17 protein-coding genes are annotated in these 19,013 nt (G+C 64.6%); 12 read left to right on the forward strand and 5 right to left on the reverse strand.

The features are described from left to right. The first annotated feature begins 25 nt into the window (after nt 1-25). Together ACZXDY_RS20735 and ACZXDY_RS20740 are read left to right on the forward strand one after the other, a co-directional pair. Complete coding sequence (locus ACZXDY_RS20735) at nt 26-193, forward strand: hypothetical protein (RefSeq protein ID WP_464346768.1); 168 nt, start codon at nt 26-28, stop codon at nt 191-193. A gap of 206 nt (nt 194-399) precedes the next feature. Further along, entirely contained in the window at nt 400-612 is a 213-nt protein-coding gene (locus ACZXDY_RS20740) for a hypothetical protein (protein WP_028163304.1), read from the forward strand. Between the two features lie 68 nt (nt 613-680). On the opposite strand, the gene ACZXDY_RS20745 is transcribed toward ACZXDY_RS20740, so the two are convergent. Continuing rightward, the gene (locus ACZXDY_RS20745; protein ID WP_028163305.1) at nt 681-1,040 is read right to left on the reverse strand and encodes a BA14K family protein; all 360 of its coding nucleotides are present in this window, start codon (nt 1,038-1,040) and stop codon (nt 681-683) included. A gap of 333 nt (nt 1,041-1,373) precedes the next feature. Here ACZXDY_RS20745 and ACZXDY_RS20750 point away from each other — a divergent pair, with 333 nt between their 5' ends. The 5 genes from ACZXDY_RS20750 (at nt 1,374) to cutA (ending at nt 7,095) form a co-directional block, all read left to right on the forward strand. Further along, entirely contained in the window at nt 1,374-2,381 is a 1,008-nt protein-coding gene (locus ACZXDY_RS20750) for an isopenicillin N synthase family dioxygenase (protein WP_080663669.1), read from the forward strand. 12 nt (nt 2,382-2,393) lie between these two features. Beyond that, complete coding sequence (locus ACZXDY_RS20755) at nt 2,394-3,158, forward strand: alpha/beta fold hydrolase (protein WP_464346769.1); 765 nt, start codon at nt 2,394-2,396, stop codon at nt 3,156-3,158. 138 nt (nt 3,159-3,296) lie between these two features. Next, nucleotides 3,297-4,175, forward strand: a complete 879-nt coding sequence (locus tag ACZXDY_RS20760; RefSeq protein ID WP_028163307.1) for an FAD binding domain-containing protein — start codon at nt 3,297-3,299, stop codon at nt 4,173-4,175. Next, nucleotides 4,175-4,702 carry a (2Fe-2S)-binding protein gene (locus ACZXDY_RS20765; protein WP_464346770.1) on the forward strand — a complete coding sequence of 176 codons (528 nt, stop codon included), beginning with the start codon at nt 4,175-4,177 and terminating at the stop codon, nt 4,700-4,702. The genes ACZXDY_RS20760 and ACZXDY_RS20765 overlap by 1 nt, the downstream gene beginning before the upstream one ends. Beyond that, entirely contained in the window at nt 4,702-7,095 is a 2,394-nt protein-coding gene (cutA, locus tag ACZXDY_RS20770) for an aerobic carbon-monoxide dehydrogenase large subunit (RefSeq protein ID WP_464346771.1), read from the forward strand. The genes ACZXDY_RS20765 and cutA overlap by 1 nt, the downstream gene beginning before the upstream one ends. 107 nt (nt 7,096-7,202) lie before the next feature. On the opposite strand, the gene ACZXDY_RS20775 is transcribed toward cutA, so the two are convergent. From ACZXDY_RS20775 to ACZXDY_RS20790, 4 genes are read right to left on the reverse strand one after another with little or no spacing between them, the layout of a single operon-like run. Next, nucleotides 7,203-8,138: an ABC transporter permease gene (locus tag ACZXDY_RS20775; RefSeq protein ID WP_464346772.1), complete on the reverse strand. Its 936-nt coding sequence runs from the start codon at nt 8,136-8,138 to the stop codon at nt 7,203-7,205. Between the two features lie 10 nt (nt 8,139-8,148). Next, complete coding sequence (locus ACZXDY_RS20780; protein WP_464346773.1) at nt 8,149-9,225, reverse strand: ABC transporter permease; 1,077 nt, start codon at nt 9,223-9,225, stop codon at nt 8,149-8,151. Nucleotides 9,226-9,247: 22 nt separating this feature from the next. Continuing rightward, nucleotides 9,248-10,750 (reverse strand): ABC transporter ATP-binding protein, encoded by a 1,503-nt coding sequence (locus tag ACZXDY_RS20785; RefSeq protein WP_464346774.1) that lies wholly within the window; start codon nt 10,748-10,750, stop codon nt 9,248-9,250. Nucleotides 10,751-10,766: 16 nt separating this feature from the next. Beyond that, on the reverse strand, nt 10,767-11,846 hold the full coding sequence (locus ACZXDY_RS20790; RefSeq protein WP_464346775.1) for a BMP family ABC transporter substrate-binding protein: 1,080 nt from the start codon (nt 11,844-11,846) through the stop codon (nt 10,767-10,769). Nucleotides 11,847-12,245: 399 nt separating this feature from the next. On the opposite strand from ACZXDY_RS20790, the gene ACZXDY_RS20795 reads away from it, so the two are divergent. From ACZXDY_RS20795 to ACZXDY_RS20815, 5 genes are all read left to right on the forward strand, one after another. Further along, the gene (locus ACZXDY_RS20795; protein WP_464346776.1) at nt 12,246-12,920 is read left to right on the forward strand and encodes a cysteine hydrolase family protein; all 675 of its coding nucleotides are present in this window, start codon (nt 12,246-12,248) and stop codon (nt 12,918-12,920) included. Nucleotides 12,921-13,087: 167 nt separating this feature from the next. Further along, a complete protein-coding gene (locus ACZXDY_RS20800) occupies nt 13,088-13,942 on the forward strand; it encodes an FAD binding domain-containing protein (protein ID WP_464346777.1) in 855 nt (284 codons plus the stop codon). Further along, on the forward strand, nt 13,939-16,254 hold the full coding sequence (locus ACZXDY_RS20805) for a xanthine dehydrogenase family protein molybdopterin-binding subunit (RefSeq protein WP_464346778.1): 2,316 nt from the start codon (nt 13,939-13,941) through the stop codon (nt 16,252-16,254). The genes ACZXDY_RS20800 and ACZXDY_RS20805 overlap by 4 nt, the downstream gene beginning before the upstream one ends. Next, nucleotides 16,247-16,735, forward strand: a complete 489-nt coding sequence (locus ACZXDY_RS20810) for a (2Fe-2S)-binding protein (RefSeq protein ID WP_464346779.1) — start codon at nt 16,247-16,249, stop codon at nt 16,733-16,735. The genes ACZXDY_RS20805 and ACZXDY_RS20810 overlap by 8 nt, the downstream gene beginning before the upstream one ends. Continuing rightward, complete coding sequence (locus ACZXDY_RS20815) at nt 16,732-19,008, forward strand: xanthine dehydrogenase family protein molybdopterin-binding subunit (RefSeq protein WP_464346780.1); 2,277 nt, start codon at nt 16,732-16,734, stop codon at nt 19,006-19,008. Before ACZXDY_RS20810 ends, ACZXDY_RS20815 begins: the two co-directional genes overlap by 4 nt. Nucleotides 19,009-19,013: the final 5 nt, after the last annotated feature.

Below are 19,013 nucleotides of genomic sequence, written 5' to 3' on the forward strand. Positions count from 1 at the left end.
AATCCCGCGGATGGAGGTTGGTCCCGTGGAGAAATTCATTCACAATGAGAACCTCGCGCTGTTCAAGAAGAAGCTGAACGATCCTCATATCAGCGAGGCGGAGCGCGACGTCATTCTCAAGCTGTTGGCGGACGAGGAAGCGAAGGAGGGTCCGCTGCTGCGTTCCACCCGAGCGGATCGCAAACCGTTCTGATCCAACACAATTTTCCGAAAATCACATCGCGCTTTGGCGCTGCTGCGGAAAGTTTGGGCATGGAAGACCGCGTCCGATGGTTCCGCTCTTGGGTGGAGATCTGCGTTGCAATATCAAATCAGCTCATCGCCTATTCGACTTGCGCGAGATCAACGCGGGGCCTCGCGGGCTGGCTCAGCTAGCAGAGGAAAAGAGGAGCTACGCGGATGGCGCGCTTCATTGCCCGATTCTACAAAAATGTGCTCGGTGAGAACGGCCAGGTCGGCGATGTCTGCCAGTGCACGGTGGATCTCGACGTGCCCGACGACGCGCAAGCAGTAGACGCCGCCAAGCAGAAATTCTGCGAGATACACGGGGTTCGTGATTGGACCCTGCATGCCGATCGGCTGGAGGTGAAGCCGGCCGACTTTCCGTCATAGGCAGGGAGATACCGGGCTGCGTGCTGCGCACGCATCCCGGAATGACGCTTGCGCTCGGCTAGGACTCGTTACGGGCAGGGATGACGGTAGCCGTCGGTGCCGAGATAGGTGCCTGAGGCGGGATCATAGGAGCGGAAGCGCTGCGCGCAGTAAGCTTGTGCATTTGCCGCTTGTGCCTGGCTGGATGCAATGGCACCGCCGATGATGGCGCCGGCGGCGAGTCCGCCAAGCACTGCGGCGCCGGTTCCGTATCCACGTCCATGTCCATACCCGCGCCGATAACCGTAGTGGCGGTAGCCGGGACCACCATGGTAGCGACGGTATTGCACCTGCTGTACCGAAGACTCCTGTGCCACGGGAGACGGCGTCATGGGCGCGGCTCGAACAGGTAGGGATGCCGATATCGTCAGCGCTGTGGCGGCGGCCATCAAGAAAATCCTACGCATGTTCACGGCTTGCTCCTTTTCTTGTTAAGTTGGGAACAGAACGGCCGTGCTGCCGAACGGTTCCCGGGACTTCCGCTCGCGACCTCAGAGAGCCGGCGAAGCGTCAAGCCCCAGTACAAGATTCCGCCCTTGCGGTCATCACAAGATCAGTCGGCCCTCATGCGCGAATATGAAGAGCTCCGTTACATCTCTGCCGTGTGATCCGATTCGGATTCGGATGCTTTTTTGGGCCGAAACCGCCAGTTTTTGCCGAAACTTTCAGCGCGCGTGATCGCGCTCGCCGCGCTACCTAAAAGCGGGCGAGGGAAGCGCTTCATGGTCGAGGCGGACGCGCGAAGGAGGGTAACCAACATGCTCGAAGCGGCACGGGTTTCGCAGTCCAGTCTGCCGGTGATCGATATCTCCGGCTTGTCGTCGTCAAGCCTGTCGGATCGCAAGGCGGTTGCTGCCAAGCTGCGCGCCGCCTGTCTGTACAACGGCTTTTTCTACATCTCGAACCATGGCGTCGACGAAAAGCTCGTCGCCGATGTCTTCGCCGAGGCTGCTGCGTTCTTCGATCTATCGCCGGAGATAAAGGCCGAGGTCGACAAGTCGCGCTCGAAAGCCAATCGCGGCTATGAGCCGCTGCAGGGCCAGACGCTGGAGCCCGGCGCGCCGCCCGATCTCAAGGAAGGCTACTATGTCGGGCCCGAACATGCGCCTGACGATCCGCGCGTGCTCGCCGGCATGTTCAATCACGGCGCCAACCAGTGGCCGTCGTCGCGGCCGAACTTCAAGCCGGTGATGGAATCCTATCTCAACGTGATGCTGGAGCTGTCGGCCCGGATGATGGGTGGCATCGCGCTGTCGCTCGATCTGCCGGAAGATTATTTTAGGGGTTATTGCACCGACGCGATGGCGACCGTGCGGCTGCTGCACTATCCGCCGCAGCCTGCTGGCGGCAATCCGGACCAGAAGGGCGCCGGCGCGCACACCGATTTCGGCGGGCTGACGCTGTTGCGCCAGGGCGATGTCGGCGGCCTGCAGGTCTGGGACCAGGCCTCCGGCGGCTGGATCCACGCCGACCCGGTGCCCGGCACCTATGTCGTCAATCTCGGCGACATGATCGCGCGCTGGACCAACGACAAATACCGCTCGACGCTGCATCGTGTCGTCAACGTGTCTGGCCGCGAGCGCTATTCGGTGCCGTTCTTCTACACCGGCAACTACGCCCACAAGGTCGAATGCATCCCGACCTGCCTTGCACCGGGTGAACAACCGAAATATCCGCCGATCACGGTCGAGGAGCATATGCGCGCCATGTACAAGCGGACCTACAAGTAGTCCGTCGCCGCCATGACTGCTCCATCCCCGCGCTACACCTTTATCCTGATCCACGGCGCCTGGCAGGGCGCCTGGGCCTGGGAGACCATCGTCCCGCGGCTGAAGGCGCTCGGCCACGAGGCTATCGCCGTCGACCTGCCGGGCAACGGCCACAATCCGCTGCCACCCGAAGAGGTCAATCTCGAGCGCTACGCCGCGCATGTTGTCGACATCATCGACAGGACCGAAGGTCCGATCATCATGGTCGGGCACAGCATGGGCGGCACGGCGGCTGCGCAGGCCAGCGAAATGCGCCCCGAACGGATCGCGCTCGCGATCTTCCTCTGCGCATTCATGCTGCCTGACGGGATGTCCGTGCTGCAGTTCTACGAACGCTATCTGGAGCCAGGGATGCGCGGCGCGCATGCGCGTGTCACCTATGATGAGGCGGGCTTATTGTCGCGAATCGATCCGGCTTCCGCGGTCGAGGTGTTCTACCAGAAGGCGGATCGCGCGTTGGCCGAGGCTGCGGCGCGTCGCCTGACGCCGCAGCCTGAAGGCGGCCGCCGCTCGCAACTGAAGTTGTCGGCCGATCGCTTCGGCACTGTGCCGCGCGTCTATATCGAGGCGCGCGAGGATCGCTCAGTGCACCTGCCGCTGCAGCGGAAGATGCAGGAATTGTCGCCGTGCCTCGAAGTCTACGGCCTCGACAGCGACCACGCGCCGCAGCTCTCGCAGCCGGATGAGCTGGTTGCACTCTTCATGAAGGCGGTCGCCGCGCACGCCCGGACGCTGTGACGGAGCGTGCGACCGCGCTTCAATCGCGGCGGCTAGATCGATGCTTCATTTGTGGGCAAACGGTGCTCATTTCACTTCGTTGACAGGGTTTTCGCGCAACCTATCCTGACCGCAGTTTTGGCGAGCTGAACAGATCAGATGAAGCCCTCCCTCTTTGGCTACCAGGCGCCAGCATCAATCGAAGAGGCAATCAGCATTCTGGCCGGCGACCCCGATGCGGTCGTGCTCGCCGGCGGGCAGACATTGTTGCCCGCGATGAACTTTCGCGCTGCCAATCCGTCCACGCTGGTGGACATCCAGCATGTGGCTGATCTCCGCGGCATCGAGGTCGGCACCGAAATCATCATCGTGAAGGCGATGACCCGCCACCGCGAATTCGAACTCGATGCGGCGGTTGCGCGCGTCAATCCGCTGGTCGCTGAGGTCATGCAGCATGTTGCCCATGTGCCGATCCGCAACCGCGGCACGGTGGTTGGCAGCCTTTGCCACGCCGATCCCTCCGCCGAAATGCCGATGCTGCTGGTGCTGCTCGGCGGCTCCGTGATCGCGCAGGGGCCGTCGGGGCGGCGCGAGATTGCGGCCGAGGATTTCTTTCAGTCGTTCCTCACCACGGCCCGAGAGCGGGACGAGATCATCACCGAGGCGCGCTTTCCGGTGCTGCCGAAAGGCGCCGGGTGGGCCTTCGACGAGGTGACGCGGCGTCATGGCGATTACGCGATCGCGGGCGTCGGCTGCGTGCTGTCGCTTGACGATCGCGGCCGTGCGTCGCGCGTGCAGCTTGCGGCCTGCGGCATCGCGGATACGCCAGTGCGCTTGAAGGAGGCGGAGAATATCCTCACAGGCACCACGCTCGGTGCGTCCGATCTCGACGCCGCGGTGGCGGCCTCCGGTGCGGCCGTGACGCAGCCCGACGAGATACATGTGTCCCATACCTATCGCCGCAGGGCGCTTGGCACGCTGATCCGCAGGATCGTGACGATGGCCGCGCAACGTGCCACGCAGATGGAGACCGCCTGATGGCGCGAACGATGAAGGCCGCGATTCCGGACCGCTCCGCCGATGCCGAGGTCGACGTGTCGATGACGGTCAACGGCGAGGCCGTCAGCCGCAGCGTCAGCGTCCGGATGCTGCTGAGCGACTTCGTGCGGCACGAGCTGAGGCTGACCGGCACCCATGTCGGCTGTGAGCACGGCGTCTGCGGCTGCTGCACGGTCCTCCTTAACGGCAGGGCCGGCCGCTCCTGCCTGACGTTGGCGGTGCAGGCGAATGGTTACGATATCCGCACCATCGAGTCGGTCGCATCAGCTGACGGCACGCTGCATCCGGTGCAGCAGGCGTTCAAGGAGTGCCATGGCCTGCAATGCGGCTATTGCACGCCCGGCATGGTGATGAACATCGTCGCCCGCTTCGAGGAGCCGGGAAAGCTTGATCTCACCGACGAAGGCATCAGGGATTTGCTCTCGGGCAATCTCTGCCGTTGCACTGGCTATCTCAACATCATCGCCGCGGTGCGCCGTGCCGCTGAGCTGCTCGGACGGGCCTGATGTCGACACGCCAGTTCGGAGCGCGCGTCGAGCGCAACATCGATCCCAAGCTGCTGCGGGGCGAGGGGGCCTTCGTCGACGACATTCCGCTGCCGGACGCGCTGCACGTCGCTTTCCTGCGCAGCCCGCATGCGCGGGCGCGGATCGTCTCCATCGACGCATCGGCAGCGAAGCGCCATCCGGGCGTCGCGGCTATCTATACCAGCGACGATATCGGCACTCTCGATGTCGAGATGCCGCTATTGATTCCGCATCCCTCGATGAAGAATCCGAAGACCCAGCGTCCGCTAGCGCGCGGCGATGTCCACTATGTCGGGCAGACCGTGGCGATGGTGGTCGCCGTCGATCGCTATACCGCCGAAGATGCTGCAGCGCTGATCGAGGTCGAGTACGAACCACTGCCGCTCGAGATGGACCTGGCAAAAGCGCTGACGGACGATGCGCCACTTGTGCATGCTGACGTGCCGAACAATCTGGCGGCGCATTTCATCCAGACCAGCGGCGATCCGGACGACGCTTTTGCGCGCGCCGAGCACGTCACCAAGATCACCGTGCAGGTCGATCGCTCGACGGCGGCCCCGATGGAGTGCCGCGCGGTCGCGGCGCGTTGGGACGCGGTATCCGGTGAACTCACGGTGTGGGATGGCACGCAGGCGCCGATCTCGGTGCGCGGCGGGCTTGCATCCGTGTTCGAGCTCGATGAGGACAAGGTCCGCGTCATCGCCCCTGACGTCGGCGGCGGCTTCGGGCAGAAGGTGCTGCTGTTCTATCCGGACGAACTCCTGGTGCCGATGGCGGCGATGCGGCTCGGGCGCCCCGTGAAATATATCGAGGACCGCCGCGAGAACTTCCTGGGTTCTTCGCAGGAGCGGACGCAGATCCACACGATCGAGCTCGCCGCGCTCAGGACCGGCGAGGTGATCGGCCTGCGCGATTTCTTCCTGCACGACACCGGCGCTTTCATTCCCTATGGCATCGCCGTGGCGCAGGTCGCCTCCACCTCGATCGCGGGCCCGTATCGCATCCCCAACATCTTCGTGGAGTTCAAGGCGGTCTATACGCCGACGGTACAGGTGACGCCATATCGCGGCTGCGGCCGGCCGCAGGCCTGCTTTGCGATCGAGCGCGCGATGGATCAGCTCGCCGAGGAACTCGGGCTCGACCGTTTCGAAATTCGCCGCCGTAACCTGATCGCCGAGAAGGAGTTTCCCTATGAGCGCGAGGGGTTGCTGTTCGCCGACGGGCTCAAGGTGACGCTCGACAGCGGCCAGTATGGCAAGGCGCTGGCGATGGCCGCAGCCGAGCTTGGCGCGGAGAGTTTCGCCGCCGAGCAGGCGAAGGCGCGCGCCGAGGGACGTTATCTCGGGCTCGGGCTCGCTTGCTACGTCGAGGGCACGGGCCTCGGTCCTTACGAGGGAGGCCACGTCAAGATCCACCCGATCACCGGCAAGGTCTACGTCAACACCGGCCTCAGCACGCAGGGGCAGGGGCACGACACGGTGTTCGCGCAGATCGTCGCCGATCAGCTCGGCGTCAGTCCGCAGGACGTTATCGTGGTCGAGGGCGACACCAAGGCGTTCGACTGGGGCGTGGCGACCTTTGCCAGCCGCGCCGCCGTCGTCAGCGGCAACGCGATCCACAAGACCGCGCTCACCGTGCGCAAGAAGGTGATCGAAGCCGCCGCCAACATGCTCGACGTCGACCCCGACCAGATCGAGCTGCGCGATTCTGCGGCCTGGGTGAAAGGTTCGAACCGCTTTGCGCCGCTGGCGGCGATCGCGACCGCGAGCAATCCGCTGCGTTACGCCTTCAACAAGGCGGCGCAGGCGGCAACGCAGTTCGCGCGGGCGAGCAAGCATGACGGGCCGCCGCTCGCGGACGGCCAGGCGCCGGGACTGGAGGCCACCGACTATTACAGTCCATCCCAATCCACCTGGGCCTATGGCGTGCACGGCGCGATCATCGAGGTCGACCCGGGCCTGTGCACCGTGAAGATCAGGAAGTACGTCTGCATCCACGATTGCGGCAACATGATCAATCCGATGATCGTGGAGGGGCAGGTGCTCGGCGGCATCGCGCAGGGGATCGGCGGTGCGCTCTATGAACATCTCGACTACCAGGCCGACGGCAATCTCGCCAATGCCAGCCTGATGGATTTCCTGGTGCCTTACGCGACCGAGATTCCCAATGTCTCGATCCTGCACCTGGAGACGCCGACGCCGCTGAATCCGCTCGGCGTCAAGGGTGTCGGCGAGGCCGGCTGCATCGCGGTCGGCGCTGTCGTCGCATCAGGCGTCGAAGATGCGCTGCGGCCGTTCGGCGCGCTGAAATTCCACCAGGTGCCGCTGTCGCCGAACATGATCTCACACGCGCTGGAAACTGCTGGATATTGACGCCCGCCGTCATTGCGAGCGCAGCGAAGCAATCCATCTCACCGCTTGTGGAGACATGGATTGCTTCGCTACGCTCGCAATGACGTGGAAAGACAGGCGCGAGACGGCTACCGCCGCTCCTCGCGCACGTGTGGCTGGCCCAGCGCGCCGGGCTCCTGCGTGATGCCGGAATCCTTGGTGCCGACCCAGATCATGACGGCGATGGTCGCCAGATACGGCGTCATCAGCATCAGATATTGCGGAACGCGGATGCCGGCCGCTGCGATCTGCGGGATCAGTGCCTCGATGCAGCCGAACAGGAGCGCGCCGGCGAGTGCGGGCCACGGCGCCCAGCGCGCGAACACGACCAGCGCCACCGCGATCCAGCCGCGGCCGCCGGTCATCCCTGTCACCCACAGTTTGACGCTGACAACCGAGATGTAGCCGCCGGCAAGGCCAATCAGTGAGGAGCCGGCGACGATCGCAAAGATGCGATGCAGCGTGACGCTGACGCCGGCGGCGTCTGCAGCGCCCGGATTCTCGCCGACCGAGCGGATGCGCAGGCCGAGCATGGTTCGGAACAGCAGGAAGTTGACGCCAAAGAAGATCAGAATGGTGAGATAGACGATCGGGTCCTGCTGGAAGAAGATCCGCCCGATGCCGGGGATTTCCGACAGCGGCCAGATCTTCAGCGGCGCGAGCCCCGTCAGTTGCTTGTTCTGCCATTTCGCCAGCGTGCCGACGAGGCCGGTAAAGCCTTGACAGAAGAACACGACCGACAGGCCCGCGATCACCTGGTTGATGCGCAGCACCACCACGAGCACCGCGAACAAGAGCGAGACCGCGCTCGCCGCCACCATCGCGGCAACCAGCGCCACCGCCGGATAGCCGCCGAGCGTGAGGCAGGCGCCGGCGCCCGCGAGCGCGCCGACCAGCATCAAGCCTTCCGCGGTGAGGTTCAATACGCCGGAACGCTCGGCGATGATCAGGCCGAGCGCCGCTAGCGCGTAGGGCACCGCGGTGACGGGAGCGTTGGCCAGCCAGTTGATGAGGAAATCGATCACGACAGTTTCCTCAACGTATCCAGCGGATGCGGTGGCGGATCAGGAATTCCGACGACGCGACCGCCATGACGATGATCGCCTCGATCATCTGCACCATGGTGAAGGGGATCTGGTAGAACACCTGCAGCGTCTGGCCGGTGATGAAGAGCACCGCGATCAGGAAGCCGACGATCGCGACCACGATCGGATCGTTGCGCGACAGGAACGCGATCAAGACGCCGGAGAACACGTAGCCGTTGGCGAAGGATTGCGTCAGCCGGCCCTCCTGGCTGGCGACATTGACGAAGCCGGCGAGCCCTGAGCAGGCCCCGGAGATCGCGATGATCCAGATCGTCGCCGTCTGCACGGGAACGCCAACCACTTTCGCCATTCTCGGATTGGCGGCGATGAACCGGGTGTAGAAGCCGATGCGGCTGAGATGAATCATCCAGCCGGCCGCGAGCACGCCGGCGATTGCGATCAACAGGCCGCTGTTGACGCCATAGCCGATATCGGTCAGCCGCTCGAAGGGACGGAACGGGGTCGATTGCGGAAACGCGGTCTTGGAGTCCTGCCAGGCGCCGTAGAGCAGGTGGAACAGGAAATACATCGCGACGTAATTCAGGAGCAATGTCGCGATGATCTCGTTGACCCGGAAGCGCAGCTTCAGGAACACGACGAGTAGCACCCAGAGCCCACCGCCGAGCGCGGCGGCCATTCCCATCAGCAGCAGTCGCGTGGCGGGCGGGCCGATGTCATAGATCGAGATCGCGGCGGCAAAGATGCCGCCGAAGATCATCTGTCCCTCGATGCCGAGATTCCAGAAGCCGATGCGGAAGGCGAGGCTTGCGCCCAGGCCGACCAGGATCAACGGCGCGGCCTGGATCAGGACGCCGCGCAGATTCTCCGCCGTCAGCACGCCGGCGAGCTCGCTGGCGAGCGTCAGGGGCGGGATGCCGGCCACCGCGAGGATCGCGACCGAAATCGCAAGGCCGAGGATCAGCGATGATCCCACGAACACCGCCTGTTTCCATGCCGGCAGGTTCTGGCGCACGTCGAGCGTCAAGCGGCCAAAGCCGCGCGATGCAGCGGGAGCGGGCGAGGTCAATGGTTCGGCTCGGCGCAGGATGTCATGCATGGTCGACCATGGCCCGGCCAATCGCCTGACGGTCCGCAGGGCGTTCGAATTCAGCGACGATCGCGCCGCGGGTCATCACTCCGATGCGGTCGGAGAGGCTTAATATCTCGTCGAGGTCCTCACTGATCAGCACGATGGCGGCGCCGCGTTCGCGCGCCGCGATCAGGCGCTGGTGCACAGCGGCACAGGCGCGCGCATCGAGGCCGCGGCTCGGGCTGTGCGCGACCACGACATCAGGCTCGCGGCTGAATTCGCGGGCGATGACGAGCTTCTGCGCATTTCCGCCGGACAGGAGCGAGGCCTTCTGCTTGACGCTGCGCACGCCCTGCACATCGTAGTCCTTCACCGCCGCGATGGCGTCGCGGCGCATCGCGGCGCGATCGAGCCTGATAACGCTGCCGTAGCGCCCGGAGCGGATCTGCGCCACGGCGAGATTGTCTTGTATCGGCAGGCTGCCGGCGAGTGCGTAGGCGTAGCGGTCGGCGGGGATCGCGGCGATCGCAGCTTCCCGCCGCTTGGACGGGCCGGCATGGCTGATGTCGCCGGCGCCATCCACCCAGATCTCGCCCAAGGAGGGCTCGATTGCGCCGATCAGCGCTTCCGCAAGCTCGGCCTGGCCATTGCCGCTGACGCCGGCAATGCCGTAGATCTCGCCGGCGCGGACAAAGAAGCTCGTGTTGTTCAGCATGGTGCGGCCGTCGGCGCGCGTATAGGTGAGGGCTCCGACATTGAGCCGGGTCTCACCGCCCTGATGCGGCGTTCGCTCCGGGAGCGCCGAGGTCTGGCCCACCGTGAGCTCGGTCAATTCTTCTGCGGTCGATTGCCTGGGATCGAGGGTGGCCACCGTCTTGCCGCCGCGCATGATGGTCACGACATCGGCGTAGCGCTTCACGTCCTGCAGCTTGTGCGTCACCAGCACCACCACGGTGCCGGATCGCGCCAGCCGCTGCACGATCTCGAGCAGGCCGATAGCTTCGGCGTCGGTCAGCACCGCGGTCGGCTCGTCGAGGATCAGGATCCTGGCGCCGCCGACCAGCACCTTGACGATCTCGGCCTGCTGCTGCTCGGCCACCGTCATGGTGTCGATGCGGCGATCCGGATCGATGGAGAATTTCAGCGCATCGACCTGCTTCTTGATGGCGTCGCGGATGTCGCGCAGGCCGGAAGCAAAATGGGCCTTCGGATTGGCGAGCAGCACGTTCTCGGCCACGGTGAAAGGTCTGACCAGCTTGAAGTGTTGGTGCACCATGCCGATCCCGTGAGAACGGGCCGAGGCCGGCCCGCTCAGCGCGATTGGTGCACCATTGATGGAGATCGATCCGGCATCCGGCGCGTAGAGGCCGGCGGCGACATTCATCAGCGACGATTTGCCGGCGCCGTTTTCGCCGAGCAGGGCATGGACCTCGCCGGAGCGGCTCTCGAAGGACGCGCCATCGAGAGCCAGAGCCCCGTCAAAGGATTTCCTGATCCCGGCAAGTTGCAGGGCCGCATTCATCAGAAGCTATGCTCGCCTATTTCTGAGTGATGACACCAGGGACGAACCAGTCCATCTTCCAGAAGCCGGCATCGTCGAGCGACTTGCCCTCGGCGACGCGGACGGTGCCGGCGGTGTCCTTGATCGGACCGGCGAAGATCTGCTTGCCGGCGATGATGGCGTCGCGCTCGGCCATCACCTTGTCGACGACGTCCTTCGGCACAACGCTGTTGCAGCAGGCGATGTCGGTGCCGCCATCCTTGATGCCGGGGAAGGCGCCGTAGGGATTGGGCTCCCAATTGCCCGCCGCGATCTTCTTCAGTTCGGGCCCGAGGAATTTTTCCCAGGTCCAGGCCGAGGAGCACAGCGTTGCCTTCGGCGCGAACTCGCGGAGATCGCGGTGATGGCCGGTGCCGTAGATGCCACGCTCTTGCGCGACGATCTGCGGCGTCGGGGTGTCGACGTGCTGGCCGATCACGTCGATGCCCTGGTCGGCCATCGCCTGCGCCGCGGCGCGTTCCTTGACCGGATCGTTCCAGGCGCCGGTGAAGACCACGGTCACGGTGGCCTTCGGATTCATCTTCTGCGCGCCCAATTCATAGGCATTGATGGTCCAGTTCACCGGGCCGATCGGATGCGCGGCGACGAATCCGAGCTTGCCGGACTTCGACATCGCGCCCGCGATCATCCCGCAAAGATACTGGCTCTCATAGGTGCGGCCGTAGAAGGATTCGAGGTTCGGGCCGTTGGTGGTGCCGGAGCCGTTGAGGAACGCGACTTTCGGATATTTCTGCGACAGCTCCTTGAAGGTATCGGAATAGCCGAACGCGGTGCCGATGATCACATTGTAGCCGCGCTGGATGAAACGCTCCGCAGCCGGCGTGATCTGTCCTGCAACTTCAGGCACATTTTCGACGAAGGGAATCTGCATGCCGACTTCCTTCTCGATCTTCGGGCGGGCTTCGTCATAGGCCTGCGTCCAGCCGCCATCGTTCTTCTCGGCGAAATAGAGGAACGCAATCTTGGCCGGCGCCGGGAGTGTGAATCCGGCGGCATAGGCGGCTGCCGCGCCACCTGTCAGGGCAGCGGCAAGAACAGGGATTGTAGTCCAGCGCATCACGCAAAATCCTCTCGATGTGCGAAAATTTGTCGACCGTTCAGGACGGGTTCCGAAAAAATCTTCGCATTGTTGGAAAAAATAGCACGCCAATTGTTTAGTCACCGTCGAGCCAATCGATGGGCAGTCCCCCTTGCATTCTCTTCGTCGCGCGACCGCGTGCGGTCGCGCGCAGGAATGAGCGAAGCGAGCTTGCTTTCGGCCCGCACATTCCGGTGTGTTGCCCGGCGGCATCCGGTTACGCGCAAGGCGCAACCGAAAATTGGTGTGTGATTGATGTTGGCGCGTTTGCGCGAGCGCCTCGTCGCGGCTTGAATATTGCTTGGCGAGCGCCGATGCGCTGTGATCGATGCGCGCGTTGGCGCGGAACGGAAAACTGCTTCGGCGATAGGAGAAATGATGAAGGCTTATGTGTACGGTGGGAAGCGCGAGCTGCCGCAGGGGTTCGAGGATTTCACGCAGGCCTCGCGGACCGCGATCATCTCCGTCGACATGCACCAGGGACATCTCGCCGATACGCCGGATTGTCCTTGTCCCGCGCCGCGCGCGCGAGAGATCGTGGCGCCGATCGATCAGTTCCATGCCGCCGCGCGCGCGATCGGCGTGCCGGTGATCCACGTCAAGTCGGTGCTGCGCAAGGGCGGGGTCGACGACATCGCCGGCATTCCGTCGGCATGGCGGCGCACCTTTCCGCTCTATGTCGGCGCGATCCCGAACTCCGATGCGCATGCGATCGAAGGCTCGCGCTGGACCGAATTCGTCACCCATGTCGAGCCACAGGATCTGGTCGTCGCCGGCAAGAAGCGGCTGTCGCCGTTCTTCGCCACCGATCTTGATTTCCTGCTGCGGCAGATGAACGTCCGCACCGTGGTGCTCGACGGCGGCATGACAGATTGTTGCATCCTCAACGCAGCGTTCGACGCCAGCAATCTCAGCTATCGCGTTGTCGTGCTGCGCGATCTCGTGCGCGGTACCAACGAGGAGATGGAAGACGCCGCGCTGAAGATGGTGTCGTTGCATCTTGGCGTCGTCACTGACGCCGCCGACCTGCTTGCGGAATGGCGCGCCCGTTGAGCGGAAACGGCATGGCGCGTCGGGAGAAAGGAGAGAACGGCCGCTGGCCGCTCCGCGCTTTTGCCCTTCGGCCCTGGTCCAATCCATGCAGACTCACCGCCCCGAACAGTAGACACCGCAATGGGGGCATGTTAATCAGACTAAATAAAATTGAGCAAGGTTGAAATGTGAAGGCTGCAGCGTTTGACTATCTCAGGCCGGCAAGTCTCGGCGAAGCGCTCGCGCTGCTCGCGACACATAAGGACGATTGCAAGATCCTGGCCGGCGGCCAGAGCCTGGTTCCGGCGATGAATTTCCGCCTCGCGCGGCCCGCTATCCTCATCGATATCAACGACCTCGACGAATTGGATCACCTGCGCGCGGACGCCGGTCAGTTGAAGATCGGTGCGCTGACGCGGCACGCCGCGTTCCATCGGCCGGTGGTCGAGGGGCCGCTCGGCACGCTCTTGGCAAAGGTCGTGCGCCACATCGCGCATTATCCGATCCGCCAGCGCGGCACCTTTGCGGGAAGCCTGTCGCACGCCGATCCCGCCTCGGAATGGTGCCTGGTCGCCACCACCCTTCGTGCCGAGATGGTCGCAAAGAGCGCGCGCGGCGAGCGGGTGATTGCAGCAAGCGATTTCTTCCACGGCACGTTCACGACCGCGCTCGAACCCGACGAAATCCTGACCGAAATCCGCCTTCCGATGATGACGCCGGATTGGCGCGTGGGCTTTTACGAGTTCTCGCGGCGGGCCGGCGACTTTGCGCTGGGCATGGCGGTGGCGGCGGCAAAGGTTGAAGATGGCACGATCCGCGAAGCCCGGCTTGGTGTCGGCGGTGTCGGCGATCGCGCGATCCGCCTTGGGGCGCTGGAAGATCAGCTTGTCGGGAAGTCTGCGTCCTCTGATGTCATCGACAGTATCGCCCGCGAGGCGCGCGGCATGATCGAGCCGAGCGGAGACATCCATGCGTCTCCCGAATATCGGCGCGATCTGATCGCCGCTTCTGTCAAGCGCGCATTGACCGAGGCGCTGGCATGAACTGGATCGGCCGACGGCTGCCACGGCTGGAAGATCCGGCGCTATTGAAAGGCGGCGGTAGCTATGTGGCCGATCGTGCGAGCAAGGCGGCTGCCGTCTGCTTCGTGCGCAGTCCGGTGGCGCGCGGGACGATCGTCGATATTGAGATTCCATCGGATGGAATCATCTTCACCGGGCGGGCCCTTGCCGACGTGAAACCGATCCGCCCCATTCTGCATCGGCCCGATTACGTCGCGATTGGACAGCCCGTGCTGCCGGTCGATCGCGTCAGCTTCTGCGGGCAGGCGATCGCGGTCGTCGTCGCCGACGATCCGGCGCTAGCGGAAGATCTCGCCGAGCAGGTGTTCGTCGACATCGACGTCGCGGATGCGATCATCGATTTCGAGGCCGCGCTGGCCCCCGATGCAACGCCGGTGCATCCCGACGCTGCATCCAATGTGCTGGTCGAAGGGCGCATGAGGACGCAAGGACTCGATAAGGCCTTTGCGGATGCCGCCGAGATCGTCACGCTGGACGTGCGCTCGCACCGGCAATCGGCGGCGCCAATGGAGAACCGTGGCGGGCTCGCCGAATATGATGCCGTATCGGGGCGCGTCACGCTCACAGCCTCGGTACAGATGCCTCACATGCTCAGGACCGGCATCGCCGACACCCTCGGCATGCCAGAGTCGGATTTGCGCGTGATCGCGCCAGATGTCGGCGGCGGCTTCGGGCAGAAGATGTCGCTATTCCCCGAATATGTCGTGCTGGTGTGGCTGGCGCGAAAGCTCAAGCGGAGCGTCGCCTGGATCGAAGATCGCCGCGAAAACCTGCTCGCCTCTGCCCATGGCCGCGATCAGGCCTTCAGCCTGCGCGGGGCCTTTGCCGGGGACGGCAGGCTGCTTGGGCTGGATGCGGATTTGCGTTCCAACATCGGCGCGTTCTCCTGCTATCCCGTGACCTGCGGCGTCGAGCCATTGATGGCTTTTGCCGAACTGCCGGGCCCATATGATTTCGCCGAATACGGCGTCCGCTCGCGCGGCGTGACCACCAACACCTGCATGATGGCGCCGTATCGCGGCGTGTCGCGGCCGACGCTGACCTTCTCCATGGAGCGGATGATGGATGTCGCAGCGAAACGGCTCGGCATCGATGCCGCCGAGATCCGCCGCCGCAACCTGATCAAGACGTTCCCGCATCGCTCGCCGACCGGCCTTGTCTATGATGAAGGAAGCTATCTGCAGGCGATGGAGGTGGCGCTCGATGCCGCCGACCTGCCGGCGTTCCGCGAACGGCAGGCCGCGATGCGCGAGCGCGGACGCTATCTCGGCGTCGGCCTTTCCGTGTTCAGCGAACGCACCGGCTACGGCACGCCGGCTTATGCCGCGCGGGGCATGGAGATCGTGCCGGGCTACGAGATCGTCGATTGCACGATGGACCCATCGGGTGACGTCGTGTTGCGCATCGGCTCGTCGCCGCATGGTCAGGGCCTGAAGACCAGCCTCGCGCAACTGGTGTCCGACGAGCTAGGCATCGAGCCACAGCGGATCAGGACCATCTCCGGCGATACCGATGCGACGCCCTATGGTTGGGGCACCTTCGCCAGCCGTTCGATGGTGATCGCCGGCGGCGCATCGAAGCTCGCGGCGGGGAAGGTTGCGGTGAAGCTCAAGACGATCGCGGCAACGCTGTTGGAAACGTCACCGGACAACATCGAGTTGAAAGACGGTTGGGCACGGGTCAGCCATTCCAACCAGGCCATGGAGATCGGTGCGCTGGCGCGGGCTGCCTATCACCAGAGCCACCGCTTCAAGGGGCTATTGCCCGGACTGCATGAGAGCGCGGTCTACGATCCCGGCGGCACATTCTCCAATGCCTGTCACGTCGCGATGGTCGAGGTCGACATCGAGACCGGCGGCGTCAGCATCGAGCGCTTTCTTGTCGCCGAGGACGCCGGCGTCCTGATCAATCCGATGATCGTCGACGGCCAGATCACCGGAGGCGTTGCGCAGGGCATCGCGAACGCGCTGTTCGAGGAGATCGTCTACGACGACACCGGCAATCTCCTGACCGCGTCCTTTGCCGACTATCTGCCGCCGACCGCGGCGGAGATCCCGGAGATCGAGATCATGCACATGGAAACCGTCTCGCCCGAGAGCGTGACCAAGGCGAAGGGCGTCGGCGAGGGCGGGGCGATCGGCGCACCGGCGGCGATCGTCAACGCGATCTGCGATGCGCTGTCTCCCTTCGGCATCGAACTGTTCGAACTGCCTGCAACCCCGCAGCGCATCCGCGAGGCGCTGCGCCGGGCCGGAGTGGCGACCTATGCCTGACAAGCGCGACGTCACCCTTGCCGTGAACGGCAAGACCTACGCGGTATCGATCGAGCCACGACGGAGCCTCGCCGACGTCCTGCGTGACGATTGCGGCCTCACAGGCACGCATCTCGGCTGCGAGCACGGCGTCTGCGGTGCCTGCACCGTGCTGGTGAACGACAAGCCGGTGCGCTCCTGCCTGATGTTCGGCGTGCAGGCCGAGGGCAAGGTGGTGCGCACCGTCGAGGGATTGGCCGACGGCGACACGCTGCATCCGCTGCAGCAGGCGTTCTGGGAAAATCACGGCCTGCAATGCGGCTTCTGCACGCCGGGCTTTCTGATGCTCGCCGCCGGCGCGCTGCAGGAAAATCCTGACATGTCCGACGACGACATCAAGGACGTGCTGTCGTCGAATCTCTGCCGCTGCACCGGCTATCAGAACATCGTCAAAGCGGTGCGGCTGGCCGCGCGCGAAATGCGGGCGAGAGCGCGGGCATGAGCTTTGTCGGCCGCTCGCTCCGGCGGATCGAGGACCGTCCGCTGCTGATGGGCCAGGGCGCGTTCGCCGCCGACTGCAACTGGCCCGGCCAGCTTCACATGCGCGTGGTGCGCTCGCCGGTCGCTTTCGGCCGCATTCTCGGCGTCGAGACCGAAGAGGCCGCTGCGCTCGAGGGCGTCGTCGCGATCTGGACCATCGCCGAACTCGACGACCTGCCGCCGATCGATTTCCGCCAGATGGGGCTGGAGCGGCTCGCGCCATACCGGCAATTCGTGCTGGCGCGCGGCTATGTGCGTTATGTCGGCGAGCCCGTGGCCGTGGTCGTTGCTGTCGATCCTTATGTCGCCGAGGATGCGGCCGATCTGGTGTTTTGCGATATCGAGGAACTGGAGCCGCAGCTCGATGCCACTGCCGAGCCGGTGGCGTTCATGCCCGATGTTCACCCCGGATTGATGTCCGAGCCGGCGGTGATCCGCCGCGGCTATGGCGATCTCGACGCGGCTTTTGCCTGTGCGCGCAGGGTTGTCGAGCTGGAGGTGAAGATCGGACGTCACACCGGTGTGCCGATGGAGACCCGCGGCGGGTTGTGTGTCTACGACACAGAGAAGGATACGTTGCGGCTCTACGGCGCCGCCAAGGTGCCGCACTACAATCGCGACGCTATCAGCAGGATGCTGGGACTTGCGGCGGGGCGGCTCGAACTCAGCGAAGGCCATGTCGGCGGCGGCTTTGGCATCCGCGGCGAGCTCTATCCCGAGGACGTGCTGGTCTGCGCCGCGGCGCTGCGGCTGAAGCGGCCGGTGAAATGGATCGAGGATCGCAGGGAGCATCTGCTCGCGGCCAACCATTCGCGCGACCAGGTCTATCGGCTCAAGGCCGCCGTCGACTCGAGCGGATTCATCCTTGGCCTGAAGGCGGATTTCTTCACCGACCAAGGCGCCTATGTGCGCACCCACGGCACCACCGTCACCGATCTCTCGGCCGGTCTGCTGCCAGGTCCCTACGTCATTCCCGCCTATGATGTCGCCGGCCATATCCGGCTCACCAACAAGACGCCGGCCGGCACCTATCGCGCGCCCGGCCGCTACGAATCGACCTTCGCGCGCGAGCGGCTGATCGACGCGATCGCCGTCGAGTTGGGGCTTTCGCCGGTCGAAGTGCGCCGCGTGAACCTGATCGGCGAGGCCGCGATGCCCTTCGATCGCGGCTTCGAGACGCTCGGAACCAGGGTCGTCTACGACTCCGGCAAGTACGCCGATCTGCTCGAGCGCGTGCTGGCGCATCTCGACTATGACCGGCTGCAGCAGCAGCTCACCGAGCGTCGGAGCCACGGCGAGCTGGTCGGCCTGGGCCTTGGCTATTTCGTCGAGAAGAGCGGTCTTGGTCCGCAGGACCTGGTGCGGATGAAACTCGATGCGCGAGGCGATATCGAGATCGTCACCGGCGTTGCCTCGGTCGGACAGGGTGTCGAGACTGCGCTGGCGCAGATCTGCGCTGAGACGCTGCAGGTGCCGATCGAGCGCATCCGCGTGATCCATGGCCAGACCGACCGGATCGAAATCGGCTTCGGCGCCTTTGCATCGCGCGTCACCGTCATGGCGGGCTCGGCCGTGAAGATCGCCGCCGAAGCACTGCGCGCTACCGCGCTGGAAGTAGCGGCAAGGCTGTTGCAGGCCACGCCGGAGGCACTGCGTCTGTCGAAGGGCATGATCGAAACCGTCAATGGCAGCGCCTCACTGTCGCTTGGCGGTGTTGCCGCACATCTCGAAGAGACGGGCGGCTTGACCGGAGAGGGGCGTTTCGCCTCCTCGCATATGACCTATCCATATGGCATCCACGCCGCACAGGTACGTGTCGATCCCGCAACTTGTGCCGTCACCATCGAGCGCTATGTCGTCGCCTACGACGTCGGGCGCGCCGTCAATCCGATGCTGATCGAGGGGCAGATCGTGGGCGGCGTGGCGCAGGGCGTCGGCGGCGCGTTCCTGGAAGAGTTCGTTTATGACGAGAACGGCCAGCCGCTGGCGGCGAGCTTCGCCGACTACCTGATGCCGACCTGTCACGAGGTGCCGGAGGTCGAAGTGCTCCTGCGCGAGGATGCGCCGTCGCCGCTCAACCCGCTCGGCGTCAAGGGTGCGGGCGAGGGCGGAATCAACGCGGCCGGCGCTGCACTCGCGGGGGCCATCGACGCTGCGATTCAAAAGCCCGGCGCAGTCGCGCAGCTTCCGATCACGCCCGGCCGCCTGCACGCCATCCTGCGCGGAGGCCGATGATAAGG

The sequence above is a fragment of the Bradyrhizobium sp. LeoB3 genome (assembly GCF_055456055.1).